At 64.2% G+C, this 26,565-nt stretch carries 29 protein-coding genes, 1 pseudogene and 1 riboswitch; of the genes and pseudogenes, 15 read left to right on the top strand and 15 right to left on the bottom strand.

The window, feature by feature from the left end; genetic code table 11:
- The first annotated feature begins 6 nt into the window (after window positions 1–6).
- Entirely contained in the window at window positions 7–894 is an 888-nt protein-coding gene (locus LB520_RS06875; protein ID WP_095767451.1) for a DMT family transporter, read from the top strand.
- Window positions 891–1,562, top strand: a complete 672-nt coding sequence (locus LB520_RS06870; protein ID WP_224636943.1) for a lysoplasmalogenase family protein — start codon at window positions 891–893, stop codon at window positions 1,560–1,562. The genes LB520_RS06875 and LB520_RS06870 overlap by 4 nt, the downstream gene beginning before the upstream one ends.
- On the opposite strand, the gene LB520_RS06865 is transcribed toward LB520_RS06870, so the two are convergent.
- Together LB520_RS06865 and gloB are read right to left on the bottom strand one after the other, a co-directional pair.
- Window positions 1,551–1,988, bottom strand: a complete 438-nt coding sequence (locus LB520_RS06865) for a cupin domain-containing protein (protein WP_224636941.1) — start codon at window positions 1,986–1,988, stop codon at window positions 1,551–1,553. The two genes, LB520_RS06870 and LB520_RS06865, sit on opposite strands and share 12 nt — an antisense overlap.
- A gap of 53 nt (window positions 1,989–2,041) precedes the next feature.
- Window positions 2,042–2,809: a hydroxyacylglutathione hydrolase gene (gene gloB / locus LB520_RS06860; RefSeq protein ID WP_224636940.1), complete on the bottom strand. Its 768-nt coding sequence runs from the start codon at window positions 2,807–2,809 to the stop codon at window positions 2,042–2,044.
- A 134-nt stretch (window positions 2,810–2,943) separates the two neighbouring features.
- On the opposite strand from gloB, the gene LB520_RS06855 reads away from it, so the two are divergent.
- The 3 genes from LB520_RS06855 (at window position 2,944) to LB520_RS06845 (ending at window position 6,518) form a co-directional block, all read left to right on the top strand.
- Window positions 2,944–3,720, top strand: coding sequence for a class I SAM-dependent methyltransferase (locus tag LB520_RS06855; RefSeq protein ID WP_095767455.1), 777 nt, complete (start codon window positions 2,944–2,946; stop codon window positions 3,718–3,720).
- A 114-nt stretch (window positions 3,721–3,834) separates the two neighbouring features.
- On the top strand, window positions 3,835–5,664 hold the full coding sequence (locus tag LB520_RS06850) for an ABC transporter ATP-binding protein/permease (protein WP_224636938.1): 1,830 nt from the start codon (window positions 3,835–3,837) through the stop codon (window positions 5,662–5,664).
- A gap of 53 nt (window positions 5,665–5,717) precedes the next feature.
- Window positions 5,718–6,518: a DUF1194 domain-containing protein gene (locus tag LB520_RS06845; protein ID WP_224636937.1), complete on the top strand. Its 801-nt coding sequence runs from the start codon at window positions 5,718–5,720 to the stop codon at window positions 6,516–6,518.
- A 14-nt stretch (window positions 6,519–6,532) separates the two neighbouring features.
- Here LB520_RS06845 and LB520_RS06840 read toward each other — a convergent pair whose 3' ends face one another.
- Window positions 6,533–7,462, bottom strand: a complete 930-nt coding sequence (locus LB520_RS06840; protein ID WP_224636936.1) for a glycosyltransferase family 2 protein — start codon at window positions 7,460–7,462, stop codon at window positions 6,533–6,535.
- 239 nt (window positions 7,463–7,701) lie between these two features.
- On the opposite strand from LB520_RS06840, the pseudogene LB520_RS06835 reads away from it, so the two are divergent.
- Window positions 7,702–7,875, top strand: a pseudogene (locus LB520_RS06835) (DUF1330 domain-containing protein); the annotation flags it as partial.
- 16 nt (window positions 7,876–7,891) lie between these two features.
- Here LB520_RS06835 and LB520_RS06830 read toward each other — a convergent pair.
- The 4 genes from LB520_RS06830 to metX all read right to left on the bottom strand — a co-directional run bounded on the left by LB520_RS06830 (window position 7,892) and on the right by metX (window position 11,152).
- On the bottom strand, window positions 7,892–8,884 hold the full coding sequence (locus tag LB520_RS06830) for a glycosyltransferase (protein ID WP_224636935.1): 993 nt from the start codon (window positions 8,882–8,884) through the stop codon (window positions 7,892–7,894).
- 174 nt (window positions 8,885–9,058) lie between these two features.
- Window positions 9,059–9,292, bottom strand: coding sequence for a hypothetical protein (locus LB520_RS06825; RefSeq protein ID WP_224636934.1), 234 nt, complete (start codon window positions 9,290–9,292; stop codon window positions 9,059–9,061).
- Window positions 9,289–9,903, bottom strand: a complete 615-nt coding sequence (metW, locus tag LB520_RS06820) for a methionine biosynthesis protein MetW (protein ID WP_095767561.1) — start codon at window positions 9,901–9,903, stop codon at window positions 9,289–9,291. The genes LB520_RS06825 and metW overlap by 4 nt, the downstream gene beginning before the upstream one ends.
- A gap of 79 nt (window positions 9,904–9,982) precedes the next feature.
- Window positions 9,983–11,152 (bottom strand): homoserine O-acetyltransferase MetX, encoded by a 1,170-nt coding sequence (metX, locus tag LB520_RS06815; protein ID WP_224636933.1) that lies wholly within the window; start codon window positions 11,150–11,152, stop codon window positions 9,983–9,985.
- A gap of 96 nt (window positions 11,153–11,248) precedes the next feature.
- Window positions 11,249–11,326: riboswitch (SAM riboswitch) on the bottom strand.
- A gap of 146 nt (window positions 11,327–11,472) precedes the next feature.
- Here metX and hisC point away from each other — a divergent pair.
- Window positions 11,473–12,576, top strand: a complete 1,104-nt coding sequence (gene hisC / locus LB520_RS06810) for a histidinol-phosphate transaminase (protein WP_224636932.1) — start codon at window positions 11,473–11,475, stop codon at window positions 12,574–12,576.
- 6 nt (window positions 12,577–12,582) lie between these two features.
- On the top strand, window positions 12,583–13,518 hold the full coding sequence (locus LB520_RS06805; protein ID WP_224636931.1) for a prephenate/arogenate dehydrogenase family protein: 936 nt from the start codon (window positions 12,583–12,585) through the stop codon (window positions 13,516–13,518).
- Window positions 13,519–13,855: 337 nt separating this feature from the next.
- Here LB520_RS06805 and LB520_RS06800 read toward each other — a convergent pair whose 3' ends face one another.
- The gene (locus LB520_RS06800; RefSeq protein ID WP_224636930.1) at window positions 13,856–14,788 is read right to left on the bottom strand and encodes a sugar kinase; all 933 of its coding nucleotides are present in this window, start codon (window positions 14,786–14,788) and stop codon (window positions 13,856–13,858) included.
- An 89-nt stretch (window positions 14,789–14,877) separates the two neighbouring features.
- On the bottom strand, window positions 14,878–15,876 hold the full coding sequence (locus LB520_RS06795) for a DUF2125 domain-containing protein (protein ID WP_224636928.1): 999 nt from the start codon (window positions 15,874–15,876) through the stop codon (window positions 14,878–14,880).
- Window positions 15,877–15,994: 118 nt separating this feature from the next.
- Between LB520_RS06795 and LB520_RS06790 the strand changes: the two genes are divergently transcribed.
- From LB520_RS06790 to LB520_RS06780, 3 genes are all read left to right on the top strand, one after another.
- Entirely contained in the window at window positions 15,995–16,516 is a 522-nt protein-coding gene (locus LB520_RS06790; RefSeq protein ID WP_224636926.1) for a gamma-glutamylcyclotransferase, read from the top strand.
- 212 nt (window positions 16,517–16,728) lie between these two features.
- Window positions 16,729–17,676, top strand: coding sequence for an aldo/keto reductase (locus LB520_RS06785; protein WP_224636924.1), 948 nt, complete (start codon window positions 16,729–16,731; stop codon window positions 17,674–17,676).
- 84 nt (window positions 17,677–17,760) lie between these two features.
- Window positions 17,761–18,381 carry a LysE family translocator gene (locus LB520_RS06780; protein ID WP_224633317.1) on the top strand — a complete coding sequence of 207 codons (621 nt, stop codon included), beginning with the start codon at window positions 17,761–17,763 and terminating at the stop codon, window positions 18,379–18,381.
- 4 nt (window positions 18,382–18,385) lie between these two features.
- Here LB520_RS06780 and LB520_RS06775 read toward each other — a convergent pair whose 3' ends face one another.
- Together LB520_RS06775 and LB520_RS06770 are read right to left on the bottom strand one after the other, a co-directional pair.
- A complete protein-coding gene (locus LB520_RS06775; protein ID WP_224636923.1) occupies window positions 18,386–19,180 on the bottom strand; it encodes a lysophospholipid acyltransferase family protein in 795 nt (264 codons plus the stop codon).
- Between the two features lie 81 nt (window positions 19,181–19,261).
- Window positions 19,262–20,164 carry a LysR family transcriptional regulator gene (locus LB520_RS06770; RefSeq protein WP_224636922.1) on the bottom strand — a complete coding sequence of 301 codons (903 nt, stop codon included), beginning with the start codon at window positions 20,162–20,164 and terminating at the stop codon, window positions 19,262–19,264.
- Window positions 20,165–20,265: 101 nt separating this feature from the next.
- Between LB520_RS06770 and LB520_RS06765 the strand changes: the two genes are divergently transcribed.
- Window positions 20,266–20,901, top strand: a complete 636-nt coding sequence (locus tag LB520_RS06765; protein WP_224636921.1) for a pyridoxamine 5'-phosphate oxidase family protein — start codon at window positions 20,266–20,268, stop codon at window positions 20,899–20,901.
- A 96-nt stretch (window positions 20,902–20,997) separates the two neighbouring features.
- Here LB520_RS06765 and LB520_RS06760 read toward each other — a convergent pair whose 3' ends face one another.
- The 3 genes from LB520_RS06760 to ftsE form a co-directional block, all read right to left on the bottom strand.
- A complete protein-coding gene (locus tag LB520_RS06760; protein ID WP_224636920.1) occupies window positions 20,998–21,726 on the bottom strand; it encodes a YdcF family protein in 729 nt (242 codons plus the stop codon).
- Window positions 21,727–21,883: 157 nt separating this feature from the next.
- Window positions 21,884–22,870 (bottom strand): cell division protein FtsX, encoded by a 987-nt coding sequence (locus tag LB520_RS06755; RefSeq protein ID WP_224636919.1) that lies wholly within the window; start codon window positions 22,868–22,870, stop codon window positions 21,884–21,886.
- Window positions 22,863–23,522 (bottom strand): cell division ATP-binding protein FtsE, encoded by a 660-nt coding sequence (ftsE, locus tag LB520_RS06750; protein WP_027167480.1) that lies wholly within the window; start codon window positions 23,520–23,522, stop codon window positions 22,863–22,865. The genes LB520_RS06755 and ftsE overlap by 8 nt, the downstream gene beginning before the upstream one ends.
- Before the next feature lie 181 nt (window positions 23,523–23,703).
- On the opposite strand from ftsE, the gene LB520_RS06745 reads away from it, so the two are divergent.
- From LB520_RS06745 to LB520_RS06735, 3 genes are all read left to right on the top strand, one after another.
- A complete protein-coding gene (locus LB520_RS06745; RefSeq protein WP_224636918.1) occupies window positions 23,704–24,336 on the top strand; it encodes a hypothetical protein in 633 nt (210 codons plus the stop codon).
- Between the two features lie 246 nt (window positions 24,337–24,582).
- Complete coding sequence (gene hpt, locus LB520_RS06740; RefSeq protein ID WP_095767471.1) at window positions 24,583–25,125, top strand: hypoxanthine phosphoribosyltransferase; 543 nt, start codon at window positions 24,583–24,585, stop codon at window positions 25,123–25,125.
- A gap of 80 nt (window positions 25,126–25,205) precedes the next feature.
- Entirely contained in the window at window positions 25,206–25,577 is a 372-nt protein-coding gene (locus tag LB520_RS06735) for a response regulator (protein ID WP_224636917.1), read from the top strand.
- On the opposite strand, the gene LB520_RS06730 is transcribed toward LB520_RS06735, so the two are convergent.
- Window positions 25,560–26,525, bottom strand: a complete 966-nt coding sequence (locus LB520_RS06730) for a DMT family transporter (protein ID WP_224636916.1) — start codon at window positions 26,523–26,525, stop codon at window positions 25,560–25,562. The genes LB520_RS06735 and LB520_RS06730 overlap by 18 nt on opposite strands.
- Window positions 26,526–26,565: the final 40 nt, after the last annotated feature.

The following is a 26,565-nucleotide window of genomic DNA, read 5'->3' as shown; positions in this document are numbered from 1 at the left end:
GGAAATATGGGGCGCGCAACACTGATCGGGTTTTCGGCGGTCGCCATGTGGGCGCTGCTGGCGCTGCTCACCAACGCTTCCGGACAGGTGCCACCCTTCCTGTTGTCGGCCATCACCTTCGCCATCGGCACCTGCGTCGGGCTCGTGGCGCGGCTGGTGATGCCGGCTTCCGACCGGGGCCGGAAGATCCCTCGCCAAGTCTGGGTGATCGGCATTGCCGGGCTGTTCGGTTATCATTTCTTCTACTTCACGGCGCTGCGCAATGCGCCGGCGGTCGAGGCGAGCCTGATCGCCTATTTGTGGCCGCTGCTGATCGTGCTCGGCTCGGCGCTGATGCCGGGCGAGCGGCTTGCCTGGAACCATGTCGTCGGGGCGCTGCTCGGCCTTGCCGGCACCTTCCTGATCGTCACCAAGGGCGGCGGGCTGGCCTTCGACGCGCGCTACGCCTTCGGCTATGCGATGGCGGCCGTCTGCGCGCTGTTGTGGTCGTCATATTCGCTCTTGTCGCGGCGCTTTCCGTCGGTGCCGACCTCGATCGTCACCTGGTTCTGCGCGGCGACGTCGGCGCTGTCGCTGGCCTGCCATCTGCTGCTTGAGAAGACGGTGCTGCCGGACAGCCTCGGACAATGGCTGGCCGTCATCGGGCTCGGCCTGATGCCGGTGGGCGCGGCCTTCTATGCCTGGGATATCGGCGTCAAGCGCGGCAACATCCAGGTGCTGGGCGCCGCGAGCTACGCCGCGCCGCTTCTGTCGACGCTGGTGCTGATCGCCGCCGGCGTCGCCGAGCCGTCGCTGCGCATCCTCGCGGCCTGCGTGCTCATCACCGGCGGCGCCGCGCTCGCGGCGAAGTCGCTGCTGATGCGCAAGCCGGCGGCCAAGGAGGTCAACGCATGATGCCGTTTTCCGGCGGCATCGAGGCCAACGCCAACGCGACGCTTTTGTTCTCGTTCGTCGCGGCCGTGATCTACGCCTTTGCGCTCGACATGCCGCCGAAGTGGACGCGCACGGCGGCAAAGACGCTTGCCGTGGCTTTGCTGGCCGTGCTTGCCGCCATGCAGGGCGGTCCGCTGCTGCTGGTCGCGGCGCTGGCACTCAGCGCCATCGGCGACGCCTTCCTGTCGCGCGACGGCGAAAAGGCCTTTCTCGGCGGGCTGGCGAGCTTTCTCGCCGGTCATATCGCCTATGTCGCGCTGTTTTCGCAGGCAGGCGGCGGGCTCGGCCTGTTGAGCGCCGAACTCTGGCGCGGCGCGATCGCCTTGGCCATGGCCGCATTCAGCATCGTCATGCTTGCCGCGCTCTGGCGCCGCGTCGGCCCGCAACTGCGCGCGCCGGTCGCCGTCTATGTCGCGGCGATCCTCGCCATGGGCATTTCGGCGCTCACGACCAATGCTCCCTGGGTAATCGCCGGCGCGGTGCTGTTCATCGCCTCGGACGGGCTGCTGGCAACCGAGCGCTTCCTGCTCGCGGCGATCTCGCCGCATCGCGTCTGGATGCGCCATGCGGTCTGGGTGCTTTACTATGCCGCCCAGTTGGCGATCACGCTGGGACTTCTACTCGCCTAGTCTAGCCGGCTGCCAGCCCGGCTCGGCCAGCTCGAAAGCGGCGAAATCGAAGCCCGGCGCCACGGTGCAGCCGACCAGCGTCCACTCGCCCAGGCTGCGCGCCGACTGCCACCAGCCGGCCGGCACGACGATCTGCGGCCGCTCGCCGGCGGTAAGCGCCGTGCCAAGCACCTGCTCGATGACGGCGCCTGCGCCTTCCTCATGCATCGACAGCGCCAGCGGCGCTCCGGCATAAAAATGCCAGACCTCGGCCGCGTCCTTCACCCGGTGCCAGGCCGAAAGCTGGCCGTGCTCGAGCAGGAAATAGATCGCGGTCGAATGACCGCGCGGGCCGCCTGCGGCGTCGCGAAAGGTCTCGGCGTACCAGCCGCCCTCGGGATGCGGCTTGAGGCCTAGCGTTGCGATGATCTCGGCGGCGCTGGTCATTGGCGGTCTTTGCTGCGACGAACGTCGAGCCTTTTGGTCGACATGCGGTGGAACTAAAAATTGTCCTTGCGCTTGCGGATCTCGGCAAACACCTCTACGTCCGAGGCTCTCTCCATGCCGAGATGCTTACGGATCGCCGGGTCGTGCCAACGCAGGAACGGGTTGGTCGACAGTTCCTCTCCGATGGTCGTCGGCAATGTCGGCTTGTTGTCGGCGCGCAGCGCTTCGATCCTCGCCGCGCGCTGCTTCAGCGCCGAGTTGGTCGGGTCGACCGTCACCGCGAAACGGGCATTGGCCAAGGTGTATTCGTGGCCGCAATAGATGGCGGTTTGCGCCGGCAGCGCCGCCAGCTTCTTCAAAGAGTCATACATGACCGGCGGCTTGCATTCGAACAGGCGGCCGCAACCCAGCGCAAACAGCGTATCGGCGGTGAAGGCCACTTTCGAGGCAGGCAGATAGTAGGAGACGTGGCCGGCGGTATGGCCAGGCGTCTCGATGACCTCGATGCGTTCCTCGCCAAGGACCACGACCGAGCCTCGGCTGACCGTCTCGTCGATGCCGGGGATCTTCGCCTTCTCCGCTTCCGGGCCGACGATGCGCAATTTGAAGCGTTCCTTCAGCGCCAGATTGGCTTCGACATGATCAGCATGATGGTGCGTGGTGAGGATCAATGTCGGCGTCCAGCCGGTGCGCTTGATCGCCGCCAGGATCGGCGCTTCTTCCGGCGCGTCGATGATAGCCGTCTGTCCGCTTTTCGGATCGTGGACCAGCACGCCGAAATTGTCGGTGCGGCACATGAACTGCTCGATTTCGACCGGCATCGCATGTCTCCCTTTGTCGTCGCAGACATAGGGCGGCCGGCCGCCGATGTCATCCGGGTTTGTTGAACTAGACGCCTTTGTTGAACTTTCCGCCTTTGTTGAACTTGGGCCCCTTCGCGGCTACCGTCGCGCGCATGCATTCGGATATCGTCGACCTGCGTTCCTTCTATTCGACCACGCTCGGGCGCCTGGCCGAGCATTCGATCACCATGGCGCTGTCGTCCGTATGGGCGACCGTTCCCAATGAGCGGCTGGTCGGCCTCGGCTATGCGCTGCCATGGCTGGAACGCTTCGGCACCGATGCCGAGCGCGTCTTCGCCTTCATGCCGGCAACGCAAGGCGCGGTGGTGTGGCCGGTGTCGGGGCCGACGGCGACGGCGCTGGTCTTCGACGAGGAGCTGCCGCTGGTTGATTCCTGCATCGACCGCGTGCTTTTGGTGCATTCGCTCGAACATGCCGAAAACCCGCGCGAGACGCTGAACGAGATCTGGCGGGTGCTGTCGCCGGCCGGGCGTGTGGTCATCGTTGTGCCCAACCGGCGCGGCGTCTGGGCGCGGTTCGAGCACACGCCCTTCGGCAATGGCCGGCCGTTCTCGCGTGGCCAGTTGACCGAGCTGCTGCGGGAGGCGAATTTCACCCCGGCGACATGGAGCGATGCGCTGTTCTTCCCGCCGTCGCCGCGGCGTTTCATGATGCGCTTCCACAATGTGCTGGAGAAGGCCGGCCGGCGGTTCTGGCCGATCTTTTCCGGCGTCATCGTCGTCGAGGCGCAGAAGCGGCTCTACCAGGGCGTGCCGGTCGCGCAGCGTGCCTCTCGCCGCGTCTTCGTGCCGGTCTTCTCGCCGCAGGGGGCAACGCGGCTTGGCCGGCGTGCGGCTGATGCCGCGCCTGGCCAAGTGACGCGTTCGTGATCGCCGCGCCTTGCATCGCGCGGCAATCGTCACCCTATCTGAGGCATGCCCGAGCTAAGGCATGCTCGCTCGGCGCGGTATTCATGACCGAAGCGGAAACCAGGAATATTCTTCATGGACGACCAGACCAATAAAAAGCCGGGGCCGCAGAAACCCGTTGTCTCGGTAGAGGCGAGCAGCCTCGCCGACCAGGTGGCGACGATCAAGCTGGGGTTGAAATCCTCGCCGGTGCGTAGGCAACTTGCCTGGGTCTCCATCGGTATCGTCGCGGTCATCGTCGCAACCTCGGTCGGACAGGTCCTGCTCAATCGCTGGAACCAGCCTTTCTACGACGCGCTGGCCCGGCGCGACATGACGGCCTTCCTGCACCAGCTTCTGGTCTTTGCGATGATCGCCGGCGGGCTTCTGGTGCTCAATATCGGCCAGACCTGGCTCAACCAGATGATCCGTCTGAGGCTGCGCGAGGCGCTGACGCTTGACCTGATCGATCAATGGATGCGCCCGGCGCGGGCCTTCCGACTTGCCAATGCCGGCGCCATCGGCGTCAATCCCGACCAGCGCATGCAGCAGGATGCCGCTCATTTGTCGGATCTGTCGACGGATCTGGGCGTCGGCCTGCTGCAGTCGTTCATTCTGCTTGTCTCCTTCATCGGCGTGCTGTGGGAGCTGTCTTCCGGCTTCGTGTTCCATGTCGGCGGCCATTCGCTGGAGATACCGGGCTACATGGTCTGGGCCGCGTTCCTCTATGCCGGCATCGCCTCGTGGCTGAGCTGGCTGGTCGGGCGTCCGCTGATCGGCCTCAACAGCGAGCGCTACACCCGCGAGGCGGAGCTGCGCTCCTCCATGGTGCGGGTCAACGAGAATGTCGATGCGATCGCGCTCTATCATGGCGAACCAGACGCCAGGCGCCGGCTCGAGCTCGATCTCGGCACGGTGCTGGGCGCCATGCGGCGCATCTTCGCCGCCCAGATCAACCTGGCCTGGGTGACCGACACCTATGGCTGGATAACGGTGGTGGCGCCTATCCTGGTGGCTTCGCCGGTCTATTTCTCGGGCGACATCTCATTCGGCGGGTTGATGATGGCGGTCGGCGCCTTCAACCAGGTTCATTCTTCCCTGCGCTGGTTCATCAACAACATCGGCAGCATAGCCGACTGGCGCGCGACTCTGATGCGCGTGGCCGATTTCCGCATCGCGCTCACCGAAACCGACGCGCTGCATGATACGGAAAAACACATCCAGTTCGGCGAAAACGCCAATGGCAGCCTGACCTTCGACACGCTTCAGGTGGCTTCGCCGGAAGGCTGCACCAAGCTTGCCCAGACGGATGTCGAAATCCACGCCGGCGAGCGCGTCATGATCACCGGTGAGCCGGGCGCCGGCAAGACATTGTTCTTCCGCGCCCTTGCCGGCCTGTGGCCGTGGGGGAGCGGGCGGATCGGCCTGCCGGCCGGCGAGACCCCCATCTTCGTGCCGCGCGTGCCCTATTTCCCGACCGGCACGCTGCGCGAGGTGCTCGATCATCCGAACGGCGAGGCCCCGGCCAGCGATGCCGAGATCGCGGCGGTGCTTGGCGAGGTCGGCCTCGATCCACTGGTAACCATCCTTGATCGTCCCAGGCGATGGGAACGCGAACTCGGCGATGACGAACAACGGGCGCTGGCTTTCGCCAGGCTCGCCTTGCGCAAGCCGAAATGGGTAATCATCGACGAAGCTCTGGATGCGTTCGACGGGCCGACGTTGCGGCGGGTGCTGGCCATGCTGCAGAAGCGCCTGCCCGAAACCGCAATCATCAATATCGGGCGGGGCCAGCACAACACCCAGTTCTTCCCGCGCGCGCTGAATATCGTGAAGGATACCGGCGCACCGGCTTTGAAGCCGGCCCGTGTCCGCGCCGGCGCGATCGAGCCGCCACCCATCGCTGCCCGCCAGGGGAAGAAATAGCTTTATTTTCGCCGCGATCGCCGGGAAAATCCGCCGGGTCGTTCGAGGCTGCCATGCTTGCGATGCTCGGCCTGCTTGTGTGCCTTGCCTGCGCCGAGGCGGCGCCATTGCCGATGCCGGGCAAAGGCGCGCCGGTGGACGTGGAACTTGTGCTTGCCGTCGACATCTCGCAGTCGATGGACCAGCGTGAACTCGCCCTGCAGCGCGCCGGCTATGTCGAAGCGCTACGCCATCCCGACTTCATCAACGCCGTACGCGCGGGTCCAAATGGCCGCATAGCGCTCGCCTATTTCGAATGGGCGGGCGTCGTGCGCGAGGACGGGGCCATTGCCTGGCAGATCATCGACGGCGAGGACAGCGCCAACGCCTTCGCCGACAAGATCGCCACGCGGCCGTTCCGCAGCTTCCGAGGCACCTCGATCTCGGGCGCCCTCGGCTTCGGCGCCGGGCTCCTGGAGAGAACCGGCTTTTCGGCGCCACGCCGCGTCATCGACATATCGGGAGACGGGCCCAACAATACCGGGCTGCCCGTCACCGCAGCCCGTGACGCCGCCGTTGCTAGGGGTGTCGTCATCAACGGCCTGCCTATACTGATCAGTCCGTCGCCTAGTGTCGGCCGTCTCGACCGCTACTACGCCGACTGCGTGACCGGAGGAGCCGGTTCGTTCGTGCTGCCGATCTACGCGGCGTCCGAATTCTCCACCGCCGTCCGCCGCAAGCTGGTCCAGGAAGTCAGCGGCCTGACAGGCGCCAGATCCTTCCACGTCGAGGATGCGATGCCGGTCGATTGCCTGCTGGGCGAGCGCCTGCGGCAGCGGTTTTCCGATCCTTATTTCCCGGAACTCGACAGATAGCCGTCGTGGGGTTCTCAGACCGCCCGGGCGCCGTATTTGGCGCGGAACTCATCATAGCAGTCGCGCCGCCAGCGGCGGCCGACGACATAGCCGCGCAAGAGTTCGGCGGGCGAGTAGCCGAGCGACTTGGACGCCCGGTTGGCATGATAGCCCGAAAACGCCTGCGGCAACCTGCCCTTGAGGATATCGGCGATGATCTGGCGCGCTATCATGTAAGGCGGAACGTCGGGATAGCGGTCGGCGATATAAGGATGCTTGTCGATCAGACTGGCATAGGCCTCGACATAGCCATCGCGGCGGCCTGAGATCGAATTCTCCGAATTGTACTTCTTCCAGTCGATGTCCTCGGACAGCAAGGCGCCGCCGCGTTGGGCAAAGCGCAGCAGCAATTCGCGATCCTGCATGCGCGTGATGTCGCTGTCATAGCCGCCGATCGCGAGCAGCGACTCGCGCCTTGCGGTGATCGCCGAGCCGGCAATGAAGATGGTCTGCGAGACCAGGGCGCGCTGCAGCGTGCTCTTGTCGAGGAAGGCGTCGCGATTGATGCATTTGGTGCTGCGGCCGCCCTTCAGCGATACGAACGAGCTGATGAGGACTTCGAGCGAGGAGTTCTGGTCGAAGCGCGCCAGCGTCCGTTCCAGCCGGTCGGGCAGGTAGACATCGTCCGAATCGAGAAACGTCACGACCCGCGCCCGCGCGCGCTCGATGCCCGCATTGCGCGCGGCATTTGCGCCGCGCCATTTGGCGCCGACATAAATCAGCCTCGGGTCGCGGATTTCGGCGAGCGCAGCGGCCGTCCCGTCGGTCGAACCGTCGTCGACCACAATGTGCTCGAAGCGGGTAAGTGTCTGCGCCAGAACGCTTTCCACCGCGCGCACGACCTGGCTGCGACGGTTATGGGTTGGCGTGATCACTGAGATCAGCGGAACGTCCTGGCTCGACATCGGGCTGCCACCACCGGTCGGATCTAGCGTTTGTCGGATGGGTCCGATGGCTATCTTCGTGTCCCACCTCTGATTTGCGGCCGACGCTACAAAAAAACCCCCCTTTGTGTCACGCCAGGCCGGCCGAGAAATGCCGAAATTAGCGGTTTTTCCGCAACATTGCGGTCTGATGGCAACACAACTGGCCTTCCTGTTGATTAGGCGGCCCGCCAACAGGAACCAACGGACGGTTTTGCCCTTGGCCCGGGCACCTGATCGTCATCGAATTCCCCGGCAGGCAGCATATGCGGGACTGGTACAATTCACCGGCCTATCAGGCGATCCTTTCGCTGCGCACCCAGAGCTCGCAGTCCGACGTGATCTTCGTCGACGGCGTCGAGCATCCGCACAAGGCTACGGATGTGCTTGGCTAGCGGGAAAAGATTGACGTTAGCTGTGCCCGATATAGTCCGGCACCATTTCGACCTCGTCGCGGACAAGGCCGGCCGCCAGGCTGAAATGGCCGAAAAACGCCAGAGTATAGAACGCCAGTCCGATAATGACAGCAAACGGGATTTGCCAGAACGGCATCCCGGTCTGCCGCGCATGGCCTGTCACTCGCCGGATCGTGCGCCAAGACATAGTCCCCCAGCGCGTGAAGGATTTGACGATACGCTGAGCCCTGCCAGGTGCATGAAGCTCGACGAATTTTCGATCGGCGTCCCTGCCGGTTACCAGCGCGCGCCAAAAGAAGAACCCCCAGCCCCGCGGCGAGTAGTGGTGAACGCGTGCGTCCACGTTGACTATCTTGTGGCCTTCGCTCCAAAGCTGGTGCATCAGCAACGTGCACGAGACCTTGAAGCCGTTGTGGGCTGGAAATGGGTGACTGGATATCCAGTCGTGCCGAAAGGCAATGTTGTTGGCGTTGAGAGCACGCTTCGAGGCGAATCTCTCGTCTCCCTCAGCCATCGGGAAAAACCAGATCAACGCGAAGGTTCGCGAGAAGAAGTCATCGTATGAAAGATAGGTGTGTCCATTCACACAGATGGTTTCAGGCTGGTCGACGAAGGGTTTCAGTAGAGTTGAGAGCCAGTTCCGTTCCGGAACTGTATCGGAATCGAGAAAAACAAGGACGCTCCCTTCGCACGAGGGAATGCCGTTGTTCTTGAGGTCGTAATATCTGCCGCCAGGGAACGCCGCGAAGGCCAGATCGGCAACCTGCTCCAGTTGTGGCGCTTTAGCTCCGATGCTGCTTCGCAGTGAGACTGCGTCAGTTTCGAGGCCGCCGTGCGAGATTATGACCTTCGGCTTCGGAAATCCGGTAGCGGAAGCCTGGGCGATCTCGCGCGCCAAGGCCTTCAGCCCAAGGCCAATCTCGTCCCAGTCGATGGATTTGGCATTCTCCATCTCCAAGACGATAGAATAGGTGGGATGTTCAGCCATCGCGGCACAACCGGTTGATCAACCCAGTGGCTATAGTCCTAACAGCATGCTGTCAAACTATCGGGATGCAATTATGCGCTGCGAATTTGTCAGATGAGTTATCTTATCGGCAAGTTATGCGAACTGACTCGCAAAGAGCTTGATTGCATAGACGCCGGTAGAGGACCGCCCCTGTCAGCGCACGCAGTAGCTGGGCGCGGGGATCTCGCGGATAATCCGGCAGCTCCAGCAGACGTCGCCGCCGAACCATTCCAGCGGATGGCCCAGCCCGGCGGAAATCATCAAACCTGCAAGATGACCGCTGCGCGGCGATGTGCAGACGAGAATTCCCGCCCGTATTTCGGAAAGAATATTCGGGGGGATTTCCACCACTGCCGGCGATCGACGAAAGAAACGAATTTCCGTCATCGCCTCAGCAAAAACACCGCCTGCTGACCAAAAAAATTCCAGAACCACCAAGGCATCGACAGGCCGATCTTCTGGCCGTTGGCGTCGAGCGCGGTTGCCTTCTCGACGGTCGCGCCGAGTTCCTCGCACAGGTTGACGAAGTCGCGGATGGTGCAGAAATGGATGTTGGGCGTGTCGTACCAGGAGTAGGGCAGGTCCTTGGTGACCGGCATCCTGCCCTTGACCAACAGCGAGAAGCGCACGCGCCAGTGGCCGAAATTGGGGAAGGAGACGATGGCGCGGTTGCCGATACGAAGCAGCTCGTCGAGCACCAGCTTCGGGTTCCGGGTCGCCTGCAGGGTCTGTGAGAGCACGACGAAGTCGAAGCCCTTGTCGGGATAGAATTCGAGGTCCTTGTCGGCATCGCCCTGGACGACGGAAAGGCCGCGCGCCACGCATTCGTTGACGCCGCGCTGCGACAGTTCCAGCCCGCGGCCGTCGACCTGCTTGGTCTCCTGCAGGAGTTCCAGAAGCAGTCCGTCGCCCGAGCCGACATCGAGGACGCGCGAATTGGCCGGGATGAGATCGGTGACGACCTCGAGGTCGACACGCTGAGCGCGATTGACGCTCATGGCTTCGCCTCCTGCATAGCGCATGATCCCGGTCCGAAAAGTCGGCGACTTTTTGCGTTCGCTGACCTTCGGTTCGGGGTCATAGGCTTAGCCCCCTGGCGCGGGCGGCGGAGGCGATGAAGCCGTTGATGGCCGCGAACAGTTCCGGCTCGTCGAGCAGGAAGGCGTCGTGGCCGCGATCGGTTTCGATCTCGACGAAGGAGACGGAAGCGCCCGCCGCGTTCAAGGCATGCACGATCGATCGGCTCTCCTCGGTCGGGAACAGCCAGTCGCTGGTGAAGGAAACCAGGCAAAAACGCGTCTTGGTGCCGGCGAAGGCGTCGGCGAGGCGCCCGCCGTGATCGGCGGCAAGGTCGAAATAGTCCATCGCGCGGGTCAGATAGAGGTAGGAATTGGCGTCGAAGCGGTCGACGAAAGTCATGCCCTGATGGCGCAGATAGCTCTCGATCTGGAAATCGGCGTCGAAGCCGAAGGTCAGCGCCTCGCGGTCCTGCAAATTGCGGCCGAACTTGCGGTGGAGCGCGGCTTCCGAAAGGTAGGTGATATGAGCGGCCATGCGCGCGACGGCGAGCCCTTTTTCCGGCCGCTTGCCGAAATCGAGATATTTGCCGCCATGCCAGTCGGGATCGGCCATGACAGCCTGTCGGCCGACTTCATGGAAGGCGATGTTCTGCGAGGAATGGCGGGCGCCGGTGGCGATGGGCAGTACGCAGAACACGCGCTCCGAATGGCTCGCCGCCCATTCAAGAACCTGCATGCCGCCCATCGAGCCGCCAAGGACGCAAAACAGCTTCTCGATGCCGAAATGATCGACCAGCATCGTCTGCGCGCGCACCATGTCGCGTATGGTGATGATCGGCAGGTCGAGCCCGAAGGGCTTGCCGGTCGCCGGATTGGTGGAAGCCGGACCAGTCGAGCCGAGGCAGCCGCCGACGACATTGGAGCAGATGACGAAGAAACGGTTGGTGTCGATGATCCTGCCGGGGCCGATCAGAACCTCCCACCAGCCCGGCTTGCCGGTCACCGGATTGGTGTTGGCGACGTGCTGGTCGCCGGTCAGCGCGTGGCAGACGAGGATGGCGTTGGAGCGCGCGTCGTTGAGCGTGCCATAGGTCTGGTAGGCAATCTGGAAGGGCGAGAGCAGCGTTCCGGCGTCGAGCTTCAGCGGCTTGTCCGGGCCGAACCGCAGCACCGGGCTCGACGGATGGTCGGCCTCGTCGTTGGTTCTTGCAGCACGCTGAGCGGCCATGTCCGTCCTCATCCTGTCCCGCATCGGTCTCGTCCCGACGCGGTGTCCGGCCGGCAGCGGACAATAAAAAACCGGCATTGCCGTCGCAAAGCCGGTTACAGGTTGCAAACGGCCCTTTAGCGAGTTGTTTAACGTGGCTGCAAGCCGACCGGCCAAATCACCACGGGAGTCTGGCAATCCTTCTAGGACCAGCGCCGCGCTTCGTCAACGGGTGGCCTCCTCGCGACCGGATACGGGTGCCAGGCGCCGGCCCTCGACATTCCAGCCCGTGGCCTGTATTTCCGCTGCGGCCTTGAAGGCCTTCTCGACGGATTTGTGACATGAAGCAGGATCAGCCCCGTCCGACGCCCCGCGCGGGCATTATGGACATCGAGGCCTATGTGCCGGGAAAAAGCAACGCGCCGGCCGGCGTGACGAAAGTCTACAAGCTGTCGGCGAACGAAAATCCGCTCGGGCCCTCGCCTAAGGCGATCGAGGCTGCGCGCGAGGTGGCGGCGAAGCTCGATGTCTATCCGGACGGCACGGCGCGGCGGCTGCGCGAGGCGATCGCCGAGGTGCATGGGCTGAATCCGGCCAACATCATCTGCTCCAACGGCTCGGACGAGATCCTGGGACTGCTGGCGCAGACCTATCTCGCGCCGGGCGACGAGGCCGTGTTCACCGAGCACGCCTTCATGGTCTACAAGATCTATATCCAGGCGGCGGGCGCCAAGCCGGTGGCGGTGAAGGAGACCGACGAGCGCGCCGATGTCGACGCGATTTTGGCCGCGGTGACGCCGGCGACGCGGATCGTGTTCCTCGCCAATCCTAACAATCCGACCGGCACCTATGTGCCGTTCCAGGAAGTGCGCCGGCTGCACGCTGCATTGCCGAAGAACGTGCTCCTGGTGCTCGACGCGGCCTATGCCGAATATGTGCGGCGCAACGACTACGAGGCCGGCATCGAGCTCGCCGGCAGTTCCGAGAACGTGGTGATGACCCGCACCTTCTCCAAGCTCGGGCTCGGCGGCGCGCGTATCGGCTGGATGTACGGGCCGGCGCATATCGTCGATGCGATCAACCGCATTCGCGGCCCTTTCAACGTCAACGCTACAGCGATTGAGGCCGGCATCGCCGCGATCCGCGACCGCGCGCATATCGAGCGCAGTGTGGCGCACAACGAGAAATGGCTGGCCTGGCTCGGCGCCGAGCTGACCGGGCTCGGCCTGCGCGTCACGCCCAGCGTCGGCAATTTCGTGCTGATCCATTTTCCCGACGGCGAGAAACATTCGGCGGCGGCCGCGGACGATTATCTGAGCGCGCGCGGCTACATCCTGCGCCGCGTCACCGGCTACGGCTTCCCCAATGCGCTGCGCATGAGCGTCGGCACCGAGGAAGCCAATCGCGGCGTCATCGATGCGCTCACGACCTTCCTGAAAAGCTAGAACACCATGGCGTCACCGATGTTCGAGAAAATAGCGCTGGTCGGCATCGGCCTGATCGGCTCGTCGCTTGCCCGCGTTGTCCGCCGCGAGGGCCTGGCGCGCCATATCGCCATAGCGACGCGCAGCGCTTCGACGCTCAAACGCGCCGAGGAGCTTGGCCTTGGCGATTCTTACAGCACCGACGCCAGCCAAGCGGTGCGTGACGCCGATCTCGTCATCGTCTCGGTTCCGGTCGGCTCGTCCGGCGAGGTCGCGGCCGAGATCGCGCCAGCGCTGAAGAAGGGCGCCATCCTCACCGATGTCGGCTCGACCAAAGCCTCCGTCATCGCGCAAATGCAGCCGCATGTGCCCGAAGGCGTGCACTTCATCCCCGGACATCCGCTGGCCGGCACGGAAAAGTCCGGGCCCGATGCCGGCTTTGCCGATCTCTTCGAGAATCGCTGGTGCATCTTCACGCCGCTGCCGGGCACCGATCCCGCGGCGCTCGAGACGCTTTCGGAATTCTGGCGGCGCTGCGGCTCCAACATCGACACGATGGACCCGCAGCACCACGACATGACCTTGGCGATCGTGTCGCACCTGCCGCATATCATCGCCTACAACATCGTCGGCACGGCGGACGATCTGGAAGCGGTGACCAAGAGCGAAGTCATCAAATATTCCGCTTCCGGCTTTCGCGACTTCACTCGCCTTGCCGCCTCCGACCCGACCATGTGGCGCGACGTGTGCCTGCACAACAAGGACGCGATCCTGGAGATGCTGGCGCGGTTCTCGGAGGATCTGGCTTCGCTGCAGCGGGCGATCCGCTGGGGCGACGGCGAGAAGCTGTTCGACCTCTTCACCCGCACCCGCGCAATCCGCCGCTCGATCATCGAGGCCGGCCAGGATATCGATGTGCCGGATTTCGGTCGCCAGGCCGTCGAGCACCCGGCCAAGCCTTAGGCTTTTCCCTCGTTCTCTGGCGTGGATTGACCTGTCAGCCTGGGCAGGCGCATGCGCTGGAGATTGGCCGAAACGCCCATCGCGATCGTCATCCACGGGCGGAGCAAGGAGCGAAGCGACGCGCGCAGACCCGAGGATCCATTCCGTGACATACGAGCGTCGCAACGGTGCAGAATTCTGCTCCGCCGCATTCCATGGCTCAGGTCACGGAATGGATTCAGGGTCTCCGCGACGCCGCTTCGCGGCTGCTCCGCCCTGGAATGACGAGGTTGAGCGGCTTACGCCAACCCCAGCGTTTGTGCCGATTTCGCGGAAATAGCCGAGATACTCTTGCGTTCTAGCCCTGGGCCGGCGGCCAGTGCGCCGCCATCATCGCCAGCGTTTCGGCCCGATCCGGCGCGCCCAGCCGGCCGCCGAAGCGCAGGCATTTGAGCGCGGCGGCGGCGCTGGCAAAGCGCAGGGCTTCCTCCATGGGCATGGCCTCGGCGAGGCCGACGGCGAAGGCGCCGTGGAAGACGTCGCCGGCGGCGAGCGTGTCGATCGCCTTGACCTTCGGCGCCTCGACATGGCGCACGCGCCGAGTCGCGCGGTCGTGCCACCAGGTGCCGGCCGCGCCGCCGGTCACCGCGACAAAGGCATCGGTGCGCGAGGCGAGGTCGGCGCAGGCGCTTTCGGGGTCGAGCGCGTGGCCGCAGACGATGCGCGCCGCCGGTTCGGAAGCGACGATGTGCGAGGCCAAGGGCAAGAGCCGCTCCAGCACCTCGATCGGCGCGGTGTCAGCGTCCAGGATCGCCGGACGGCCGGTCGATCTGGCCGCGCCCAAAGCCAGCGCCGCGGCGCCCGGCCAGCGGACATCCACCAGCACGGCGTCGAAGCCGGAGAGGTCGGCAAGCGGCAGCGCCTCGGGATCGGCTTGAGCCTTTTTGTCGTAGAAGGGGACGATGACGCGCTCGCCATGCGCATCCACCAGGATCGCGGCCAGCGCCGATCGCGCGCCGGGAACGCGGCGGATAAGGCTGCAGTCGACGCCTTCGGCCTGAATGTCGGCGATCAGCTGGTCGCCGACCGGATCGTCGCCCGTGCTTGCCCAAAGCGAGACCTCGGCGCCGAGGCGATGTGCGGCGCAGGCGGCGCTCGTCGCCATGCCGGAAGCGATCTGGACGCCGTCGCTGGCGATGAACTTGCCCTGATGCGCGGGCAGCGTCTCGACGCGAAGGATCGTATCGAGGGTGAAGGCGCCGACGCTGAGCAGTCTGACCGGCTTCGGCATCGTTGCTTTACTCTTCTCAGTCGGCATGATCTCACCCGAAAACCGGTCCACACCTTTTGCTATGCTGACCTTCGGTTCGGGACCACGCTCTATTCAAGCGGCTTGACCTTGCCGAGCGGGATGAAGCCCAGCGAAGCCTTGCCCTTGACGATCTTGAGCGGCAAGGAGGGTTCCTTGCCAAGCATGGCAATGGCAGAAAAACCCTGCTCGATTTCACTTTTATGCTCGGGAATCGCGCCGGCAAGGATAGATGCCACCGCTTTCGGGTCCTTGAGCTTGATCGTCAGGTCCCCGTTGACCAGCCCTTCCGCATCCACGGAGACCGGTCCGGACACGGTGACACGCGCCGTGCCCGACGACAGGTCGAGCTTGGCGATCTCGATCGACTGGCCGCGCAGGCTCTTCGGCGGCGCTGCGATCAGCGCCACGCCGTTCTTCAGCGTCACGTCGCCACTGCCGTCCAGCGCCGGCAGTGCGCGCCCGTCGATAGCATCCGCGTTGATCTCCAGGTCGCCGAAGCTGCCGACATAATTGATGTCCTGGCCGGCCGGCTGCAATTGGCCGGCCGCCTTGCCGGCGCTGAACAATTGCATCGGATCCGTGTCGTCCTGCGGGTCGGTCTGACCGTTCAGGCCTTCAGCCTGCACGGAAACGCTCCTTGGCAACGGCCACCACACTTTGACATTGGCCTGCAACCGGTCCCAGTCGATCCAGAGCGGCGGCATACCGGGCGCCATCGTCCTCAACGGCCCGCGCAGGTCGACGACCGGCGACAAGGGTTCGGCGATCCCGGCGACGGCGTTGAAGCTGCCGGTGGAGGCGGCGACCTTCTGGGTATCGTCTTCATAGGCGATGTTGTCGCAGGAGACCGTGAAGCTCATCGGATAGCCGCTGACGGCGAGGTTGGCGCAGCCGGCGGCGATCCCTTTGCTGCCCAGTCTCGCCACCGCGTGGTCGGCCTCGGTCTTGAGCCTGTCGGCGAGATAGAACCAGCCGCCGCTATAGGCGGCGAACAGCACGACAAGGAGTGCGGCAAGCCAGAACAGCCGGCGGCGAAGTTTGGGCGATCGCTCGTCACTTGACGTCATGCTGCGGCTCTCGTTAACCCGGCGAGCGGGCATTTACCAATACGCAAACAAGCGGGGGCCAGAAGAAGCACCTCGGCGGTGCGGTGTCGTTCACTCGAATGCGATCAGGCTTGGCGATATGGGCGATTTTTGGGTTTTTGGCTACGGGTCGCTGATCTGGCGGCCCGGATTTGCCCATGTCGAGACGCGCCGCGCCCGGCTTTACGGCTATCGCCGCTCGCTTTGCGTCTATTCATTCGTGCATCGCGGCACGCGCGCGCGACCGGGCCTGGTGCTCGGCCTCGACCGGGGCGGCTCCTGCGTCGGCCTCGCCTACCGTGTTCCCGGCAATTTGCGCGACGAGGTGCTTTCCTATCTGCGCGAGCGCGAGCTGGTCACCAGCGTCTATCTTGAACGCATTCTCGATGTCCGGCTGGATGGTGGAGGCGCGGTCGAGGCGGTCGCCTACACCGTCGACCGCCAGCATGAGCAGTATGCCGGCGCGCTCGACGCCGATCATGCGGCCAGGATCGTTCGCGGCGCGGTCGGCCAATCCGGGCGAAACGAGGACTATCTCTTGAGCACACTTGAGCATCTCGAGGCGCTCGGCATCCGCGATCACTGGCTGGAGGAGGTGGGCCGTCGGGTCGCGTCTTCGTGAAGCGCATTTTCGGCGAAATAATTTCGCCTCCAATGCTCTATCTCTTTGTTTTTACGCAATTCCAGACGCAAAACCGCGACGCACTTTTGCTGGAATTGCTCTGGTCCGATCAAAAAACAAAACCATGCCTTTGACCTCGCCCGGCCGCGACCTAGCTTAGCGGCATCCCATCCTTGGGCTTCAGGCCCGTTCCAGCATCACGGAGATCAGTCTTGCAGAAACGCCGTCTCGGTCGCACCGACCTTTCCATCGCGCCGCTGGTCCTGGGCGGCAACGTCTTCGGCTGGACCGCTGATGAGAAGACCTCCTTCGACCTGCTCGACCGGTTCATCGCTGCCGGCTTTAACGCCATCGATACGGCCGATGCCTATTCGCGCTGGGTTCCCGGCAACAAGGGCGGCGAATCGGAAACGATCATCGGCAACTGGATGAAGAGCCGCGGCAACCGCGATCAGGTCATCGTCATCACCAAGGTTGGTTCGGACATGGGCCAGGGCAAGCGCGACCTCTCGGCTGCCTATATCGAAAAGGCGGTCGACGCTTCACTGAAGCGACTGCAAACCGATGTCATCGACCTCTATCTGTCGCACTGGCCGGATCCGGCCACGCCTTACGAGGAAACGCTCGGCGCCTATCAGCGCCTGCTCGAAAAGGGCAAGATGCGCTATCCCGGCTGCTCCAATCTCGATGCCGGGCAGCTGCGCGCCGCGCTCGACGTCGCCAGCCTGCGCAGCCTGCCACGTTACGAGGTGCTGCAACCAGAATACAATTTGTACGACCGCTCGTCGCTCGACGGACCGCTGCTCGACCTCTGCAAAGCCGAGGATATCGGCGTCATCACCTATTTCAGCCTCGCCAAGGGATTCCTGAGCGGCAAATACCGCAGCAAGGCCGATCTCGGCCAGAGCGCGCGCGGCGAAGGCGTCGCCGAATATCTCAATGAGCGCGGCATGCGCATCCTTTCCGCGCTCGATGCCGTGGCCGAGCGCCATGCGGCCAAGCAGGCGGAGGTGGCGCTGGCCTGGATCATCGCGCGGCCGGGCGTCACCGCGCCGATCGCCAGCGCCACGACCCTGGCCCAGATGGATAGCCTGATCCGCGCCGCGTCGCTCAAGCTTTCGGCCGACGATATCGCGGCATTGGACCGGGCCAGCGCCTGAGACGGGCGCTGCGCACGAACGTCCAAGACGGCCATGACGATCCCTCCTAAATCCTGTCGCATCGCGGCGGCAGGAGGGTTCGGCATGGCCGATGGCATCTTGAACGAGGCGCAGACCTGGCAGCAGGTGCTGGCGCTTATCGTGGCGGCGACGGTCGTCATGGGCAGTCCGGGACCTGCGACGATCAGCGTGACCGCCGTCGGCGCGGCTTTCGGTCTGCGTCCTTCCCTGGGTTACACGTCTGGCGTGGTGCTCGGCACGATCGCCGTGCTTCTGGCGGTGGCGGGCGGGATTTTCGGCATGCTGACCTCGGTGCCGGGAGTGGCGCCGGTGCTGGCGGTCGCCTCGGCAGGCTACATCCTTTATCTCGCCTTCAAAATAGCGACCGCGCCGCCATTGGCGGAGCGCGGAAGCACGGCGACGGAGCCTGATTTCCTTGGCGGTTTCATGCTCGCCGTCGCCAATCCGAAAGCCTATGTGGCGATCGCAGCGGTTTTCGCCGGCGCCGCGTCGCAGGCCGATGCGCTCGGCGTCTCCACCAGGCTGCTGGTGCTTGCCGCGATGATCGTCGCCATTCACGTCGTGTGGCTGCTTGCCGGAACGGCGTTCGCGCGCGGTCTGCGCCATCCGCTGGCCTCGCGGATCATCAACCTGGTGTTTGCCGCCACGCTGGTGCTGACGACCCTGCTGGCGGTGCTGCGGTAGCCGATCAGGTCTTCGCGGTTACGCCGAGTTCCGCCAGCCGCTTCACCGCCGTCGGCGGCATGGGCGGCGGGTTCGGCGCCTGCGCCGCTTCGATAAGCATCTGGTCGCAGGCGGCCTCGGTCTCGCCGATCAGCCGCTGCATGAATTCCTCCTTGCCGAGCCCTGGCGGGATCGGCGGCAGGAAGCGGGCCTTGATGGTGCCGGGATAGCGCAGGAACTTGCGGCGCGGCCAGTAGAGGCCGGCGACATGAGCCACCGGGACCACAGGAACGCCGAGCTGCGTGTAGAGCTCGACGATGCCGTATTTGTAGGACGGCTCGGCGCCCGGCGGGCGGCGCGTGCCTTCGGGATAGATGATGAGCTGGCGCGGATTGCGGTTCATCTCCTGCCTGGTCGCGACGACGACAGCCTTCAGCGCTTTCGAACGGTTGCCTCGGTCGACCGGGATCATGCGCATTTTCAAGATGTACCAGCCGAAAAAGGGGATCCAGGTCAGCTCGCGCTTCAGGATGTAGAGCGCGTCGTCGAGATAGGGGAAGAAGGCGATCGCGTCCCAGAAGGACTGATGCTTCGGCGCCAGGATGAAGGAGCCTTCGGGCAGGTTCTCGACACCCGTGATCTCGCTCTTCGTCGCGGCGATCTTCTCATAGAGCCACATCGAGGTGCGCGACCAGAATTTCGGCACGAACCAGGCGCGGTGGCGCGGCGACAGGAAATAGAAAGGCGTCCAGAAGATCATCTGGACGATCAGGCTGAGATAGAAGACGAAGTTGAACGCCAGCGAGCGGATGATGAGCATGCAAGGGGCCCGTGAGGAAGTGTGCGTTGGTTACACCAAGCGGCGGCAAAAAGGAAACGCCGCCATTGTCGAATGGTGCCGCTAGAGTGACCGAGCCAGCCGTTCCTTGAGACGCGGCGCGGCGAAATCGAGGAAGGCGCGCAGCTTTACCGGTAGCCGGCCCTGGCCGGCATGGACGAGGCTCACCGGCCAGGGCGGCGGTTCGAAGGGCTGCAGCACCAGCCGCAGCGCGCCGGCGCGCACGGCGGCATCGGCCTGGTAGGAGAGCACTTTCGTCAGCCCGAGCCCGGCAATCGCGGCATCGATGGCCGCTTCGGCGGTGTTGACTTGCAGGCGCGAGCGAACAGGGATTGTCGTTTCCGTCTTGCCGGTTCCGAAGCTCCATGCCACGGGAGCGGCGAGACCTTCGAAGGTGACACAGTCGTGGCCGGCAAGGTCTTGGGGGGTCGTCGGCGTGCCATGCAAGGCGAGATAGGCGGGACTTGCGCAGACGACACGGCGGATCGAGCCGACGCGGATCGCAACCATCGCCGAATCCGGCAGCTCGCCGATGCGCAGGGCGAGATCGATATGCTCCTCGACCAGTTGGGTGATCCGGTCCGACAGGGTCAAGCGGACATCCACTCGCGGGTAGACGGCGAGAAAGCCGGCGATCACCGGCAGCACATGCAGACGGCCGAACACGACCGGCGCCGTGATGACCAGCTCGCCGGTCGGGCTCGAATATTCGCCGGCAGCATCGCGCTCGGCCTCGCTCACCTCGTCGAGGATGCGACGGCAGGCGGCAAGATAGGACTGGCCGGCATCGGTCAGCGTCAGGCGCCGCGTCGAGCGATTGAGCAGGCGCGTCTTCAAATGCTTCTCCAGTTCGGAGAGCTTGCGGCTTACGGTCGCCAGCGGGATGCCGGCGCGGCGCGCGGCGGCGGAAAGGCTGCCGGCCTCCGCCGTGGCGACGAACAGGGACATGGCGTCGAGGCGGTCCATTATTCTTCCGAAATATGGAAAGATAGATTGCAAATATGCTCTCTACATCCGGTTTTCGGAAGAGCCTAATTGATGTGCGATCCTGTCCGAGGAGCGCCAGTATGTATGAATTCACCAGCGACATCGCCTTCACGCCCGCCGTCAAGGCCATCCAGTCCCGCAAGGGGTCGCGTGATTCCTATGCGCGCGTCGAGCAGCGCGGCGGCTGGCGGGCAACAATCGAGCCGGACCTCGCCGCCTTCATCGAAGCGCAGACCAGCGTGTTCCTGGCGACGGCCAATGCCGAAGGCCAGCCCTACATCCAGCATCGCGGCGGGCCGGCCGGTTTCCTCAAGGTGCTCGACGAGCACATGATCGGCTTTGCGGATTTTTCCGGCAATCGGCAGTTCATCACCCAGGGCAATCTCGAGGACAACGACCAGGCCTTCCTGTTCCTGATCGACTACATGCTCAGGCAGCGCATCAAGATCTGGGGCAGAGCGCGTGTCGTCGAGAATAACCCGGAGCTGACGGCGAAGCTGATGCCGGCGGACTACAAGGCGCGGCCGGAGCAGGCGATCCTGTTCACGGTCACGGCCTGGGATGCCAATTGCCCGCAGCACATTCCCCAGCGTTTCGAAGCGGCGGATGTCGCGGCCGCCCTTGCCGAGCGCGACCGGCGCATAGCCGGCCTGGAGCAGGAGATTGCCCGCTTGCGCGATAATGCGGCGGCTGGATCAAATCCAGGAAAAGTGTGAGCGGTAGGCTCGGCGCCTTCGCCGTAGCCTTCCGTCGGGGATTGCGTCAAAACAAAGAGATAGAGCGTTCGCCGTTTCCGTGAAACGCTCTAAGTTTTAGTTCTTCACCACGGCCGATGCTTCCGCCAGCGTGACGCCCTCGGGCGTCGTGCGAAGCGGCAGGAAGCCGCGCGCCAGCGACAGCACATATTTGCTGTATTCGGTCAGCAGCACGCGCAGCGCTTCCGGCTTGGTCAGCCAGCCGCCGTTGCCGAGATTGGTATTGACCACCGGATAGGGCTCCAGGCGCGCGCCATGCAGCAGCCGGCCCATCTCGAGCAAGCTGCGCGGCATGTGGTAATTGTTGGTGACGATGATGATGCTGCCATAGGCGTGGTTTTCCACCCATTTGGCGCTTTCCTCGGCATTGCCGATGGTGTCGAGCGCGGCGCGGTCGATATCGACGCAACAGGAAAAGAGCTGTTTGTCGCCGCCCATCGCCGCCTGCAGCTGGCGCTTGGTTGCCGACGGATGGACGCCGCTGATCAGCAGCCGTTCGCCCTTGCCGGAGGCCAACAGGTCCATCGCCGCGTCGAGCCGCGACTGCCCGCCGGTGAGCACGATGATGGCGTCGGCCCTGGCCGGATTGGCCGGAGTCGTCATATGGCTGACCTTGTCGGCAAACCAGCCGAAGCCGCCGGCAAAAAGCGCCAGCGCGGCGAGAACCACGAAACCGCAGACGCGCAGAGCGAGCCTCAAACGACCGAACCCGGCGAAGGCAGCGCTGCGCACACGCATCGCCGGCATTCGTCCAGCCGTCTCGATCGAATCCCGCGCTTCCATCATCCCCAGGTTAATCCTGAAAGCCTCTAATGGTTAACTCCGAAATGCGGCCGTTGATAGGTGAGACGGCGCACATTGCGTTACGGCAGGTATCCCGCGTGTGATCATTGTCTTGTTTGTTTATAGCGCTTTGCGCCGGTTTCCGGATTGATCTCATGGGTCAGCCCGCATCCGGCTGGCGAACGTCGATGTCGCTGAGATAGGCGACGACGGTCGCATGCGAGGTGGCCGCGGTCAGCGCGCCGATCACCAGCACCATCAGACCGACGCCGAAATAGCCGGCCGAGCCGATGGCGAAATTGCCGAACAAAGCAGTCGCCTGGTCGGCCTGGGGCGTGGCCATGTTGCGCGACGACCACCAGGAAAAGACGATGAAGACGACGATCGCCAGGGCGCCGCCGGCGGCAGCGCCCTTCATGCCGGTGACCAGGAAATGCCAACGGAATTCGCGCGCGATGAAGCGCGCCTCGGCGCCGACGAAATGCAGCACCTCGATGATGTGGCCGTTGCCGGCCATCGCGCCGCGCGTGGCGAACACCACCGTCAGCACGGTTGCCGAGAGCATCAGCACCAGAACGGCAATGCCGATCGTCACGGTCGTGCGCGCCATGGCGACCAGCCGGTCGACCCAGGTGCGGTGATCGTCGAGTGCCGCGGTCGGTATTTTCGGCGTGATGGCGGCGCGCATGGCGGCAAAGTCGGGCGGGCTGGCCTCGTCGATGGTGACGATGATGAGGCGCGGCACCGGCAGCTCGTCGATGTTGAGGCCGCTGCCCAGCCACGGTTCCAGAAGACGCGCGGTCGCGTCGCGGTCGATGATCTTGGTGCCCTTCACGCCGGGGAACTCGCTGGCGATCTGCGAGGCCTGCGCAAGGGCCGCCTCCATGTCCAGACCGTCGGCCGGCTTGATCTGGATCGTCGCCTCGCGCGATATCTGGTTCTCCCAGACGGAGGCGGTATCGCGCACCAGCGTCACGGCGCCGAAGGTGAGACAGGACAGGAAGGTCATGATGGCGATGACCAGCACCAGCGCCCGTCCAGCGATGTTCTGCGCCGGCACGATCGGCGCCGTCTTGCGCTGGACACGCCGGACCGTCGTCTTCTCGAGCGTTTCGTGCTGGAGGTGATCGGCCGGAAGGTCAGTCATAAACGTCCAACCTTCCACCGGCCAGGATCATGCGACGCGCATCGACCTGTTCCATCAGGCCGAGGTCGTGGGTGGCGATCACCACGGCGGTGCCTAGCCGGTTGAGCTCGATGAACAGTCTTAGCAGCCGGCGCGCCAGCGGCGGGTCGACATTGCCGGTCGGCTCGTCGGCAAGCAGGATCTCCGGCTGTTCGATCAAGGCCCGGGCGATCGCGGCGCGCTGCTTCTCGCCGCCCGACAGCACCGGCGGCAGCACATGCATGCGGTCGCCGAGCCCGACCCATTTCAGCAGCTCGGTGACGTCGGTGCGGTAGCTCGCTTCCTCGCGCCCGCGCACGCGCAGCGGCAGCGCGACATTCTCGTAGGTCGTCATATGGTCGAGCAGGCGGAAGTCCTGGAACACCACGCCGATGCGGCGGCGCAGCAGCGGCAGCTCGCCGCGCGAAATGCGCGAGCGGTCCTTGCCGAAGATGGTGATCAGGCCGCGCGTCGGCTTCAGCGACATGAACAAAAGGCGCAGCAGGGTCGTCTTGCCGGCGCCCGAAGGGCCGCTCAGGAACTGGAAGGAGCGCTCCGGAATGTGCAGGGAGATGTCCCGGAGGATCTCCGGACCCATGCCATAGCGGAGGCCGACATTTTCGAAGCGGATCACGTTCGGCGACCTGGAAACTCTCGGCGGCGACGCGCCACAATCTACTCTAACAGACCATCGGCCGGCATGGTTAACCGGCGGTTAATTTTGCAACGTCCAGCATGCATCAAAGCCATTCCGGTGGGGAAGCGTTAACCAATTGCGTTTACGCAAAAGAAACGAAGACTGCACTGGTGCCGTAATGGCTGACGAGAGAACCGCGCGCCCTGTTTCCGGCGAAATCATGACCGGCACGGCAACAAATGCCGCGCCGGAACGCGTCATGTTCGAAGCGGCCGACATCGTCGATGCCGATTATGTGGTGCTGCCGCGTTTTGCCGCTTATCCAGAATCGGCACCGCCGCCGCAGATGCCGTCGACACCATCGATCGGCGGCATGGGCATGCTGCGCAGACCGGAGGCGGCGCCGTCGCGATCCTCGCGTGGCGGTCCGTTGTTCTGGATAGCCGGCGCCGGCATAGCGCTCGCATCCTTCTGGGTGTCGGGTGGTCATGCGCTGGTCCGGCAAAGCCCCTTTTGGACGACCGCCGCGCCGGCGAGCGCGCTCACCATTTCCGGCGTAACGTCGCGCATCGATGCGTCGGGATTGAAGCCGGTGCTGTTCGTGGATGGCGAGGCGGCGAATGACGGGATGAAATCGGAAACGCTGCCGCCGCTCGAAATCCGCGTCACCGATAACAACGCCAATATCATCCGCTACAGGCTGGGGACATCCAACCGTTCGCTGGGCCCGGGCGAAAGATTCGGCTTTTCGAGCCGCCTCGATGTGCCTAAAGACGGCGTCAGGACAGTCTCCGTAATCTTCGCCGGCTAGGTGTGTCGATATTCAGGTGAGGCCGGCCTGCGAACGACGGCTTCCTTCGCTTCCGGCCTTCGCCGGCCAAAGCACTTAGGAGTGGCGTGGCAGTCAAATTGAGGCTATGGCCGGCGTAGGCCGGTGCTCACGTACGTCAAGTACGCTCCGCTCCGGTTCTCGGAAGCCATCGTTCTCGACTCGGCCTGACCCGAATCTCGACACACCTAGCGACTGGCGTCCTAGGTGGTTTTGAAGGACAAAACTATGCCAGTTGTACGCGGCAAGGACATCGAGGTCCTGTTTTCGGCGTCGGCGATCGCGCGCCGCAATCTCGAACTCGCCAAGGAAATCGCCGGGCGCGATTACCATGACCTGCTGGTGATCTCGATCCTCAAGGGCTCGTTCGTCTTCGCCGCCGATCTCATCCGCGCCATGCATGATGTCGGCCTGTCGCCGGAAGTCGAGTTCATCTTCATCTCCAGCTACGGCGCCGGCACGACCAGCGGCGAGGTCAGGGTGCTGCGCGACATCGACAACGAGGTCGCCGGCCGCGACGTGCTGTTGATCGACGACATACTCGAATCCGGCAAGACGCTTTCCTACACCCGCGACCTGATGCTTTCGCGCGGCGCCAAGAGCTGCGCCATCGCGGTGCTGCTCGACAAGCGGATGCGCCGCCAGACCTCGCTCAACGCCGATTATGTGGGCTTCGACTGCCCGGACTATTTCGTCGTCGGCTACGGCATGGATGTGGCCCATGCGTTCCGCGAGCTGCCGTTTGTCGGGGTGGTGAAAGGCGACGCCTGAGAAGGCGGCGCCATTCCGAAAAACCGCCGATCGTTAGAATTTTCAGAAAACATCAACGTTTCGGCGGCATCTATCTCGGCATGGCAAAGCTTCTGATCGTCGAGGACGATGAGTCCGTCCGCACCCTCGCTGCCCGCGCGCTCGAGCGCGATGGCCATAGTGTCACCATCGCCACCGACGGCGCGCAGGGGCTGGACATGATCCGGCAGGCGCGCGGCGGTTTCGATCTGGTGGTGTCCGACATCCGCATGCCGGAGATGGACGGCATCGAGATGGCGACATCGGCTGCAAGAGAGTTCCCGACGATGCGGATCATGCTGATGACCGGCTATGCCGACCAGCGTGAGCGCGCCGAGGAGCTCAACGGCATCATCCTCGACGTCGTGCAGAAGCCGTTCACGCTTGCCGAGATCCGTGGCCGCGTCGGCAAGGCATTAAGCTGCTTCGCTTGATACCGCATCGGCCGTGACAGCGGCGGCCGGCGCCGCACTTCGCCGACGTCCGCCGCTGAGCGCAAGCAGGCCGGCGCCGATGATCAGCGCCGCGCCCAGCACCGTGGTTTCACGCGGCACTTCGGCGAAGAACAGGAAACCCCACAGCGGCGACCACAGGATGCCGGTATATTCGAACGTGGCGACGCGATTGGCCGGCGCCATCCGGTAGGCCTGCGAGAGCAGGATCATGCCGGCGGACGCGACGAGGCCGCAGGCGGCCATCTTCAGGAAGTCCGGCATTGTCGGCCATACCCATGGCCGCACCAGGAATTCGACGCTCGGATGCGCCGCATGGGTGATGCCGGCAAGGTGGAAGACGGTTGCGACCGCAACCGCGCCGCTGAGATAGGCGCCGTTCTGATAGAAGGCCATCACGGTCGATGATTCGGTGTCGCCGATGCGGCGCGCCATCAGTTGCGAGAAGCCGTAGAGGAAGGCCGAGCCCAGAGACAGCAGCGCCGCCCAGTCCAACACGCCGGCGCCGGGACGCACCATCACAAGCACGCCGACCAGGCCGATCAGCACCGTCGACAGCATCTTCCATGAGACGCGCTCGCCGAGATAGGGACCCGCCATCGCCATGATGAACAGCGGCGCCATGAAATAGAGCGCCACCGCATCGGCCAGCGGCAAGGCGGCGATCGCCAGATAATAGACCGTGTAGGACGAGAACTGGATGAAGGCGCGCAGCGTCAGCATGCCGAAGCGCTTCGACAGCACCGCCTTCAGGCCGACATCGGCCTGGACGAGCACGATCAGGATCGGCAACGCGACAATGGCGCGGATCGCCATCACCTCGGTCACCGGATAGCCGCCCGAAACCGCCTTCACCAGCGGATCCTGCAGTGAAAAAACCAGCACGCCGAGGCAGAGGCTCAGAATGCCAAGCACCGTCCGGTTCTGCATGATCTATCCAGCGAAAAAGAACCCGCCACCATTTTCAGGC

This window comes from Mesorhizobium sp. CA12 (assembly GCF_020165255.1).
GTDB lineage: Bacteria > Pseudomonadota > Alphaproteobacteria > Rhizobiales > Rhizobiaceae > Mesorhizobium.
Note: the sequence above shows the minus strand (reverse complement) of the source record. Positions and strands in the feature narration are given on the sequence as shown.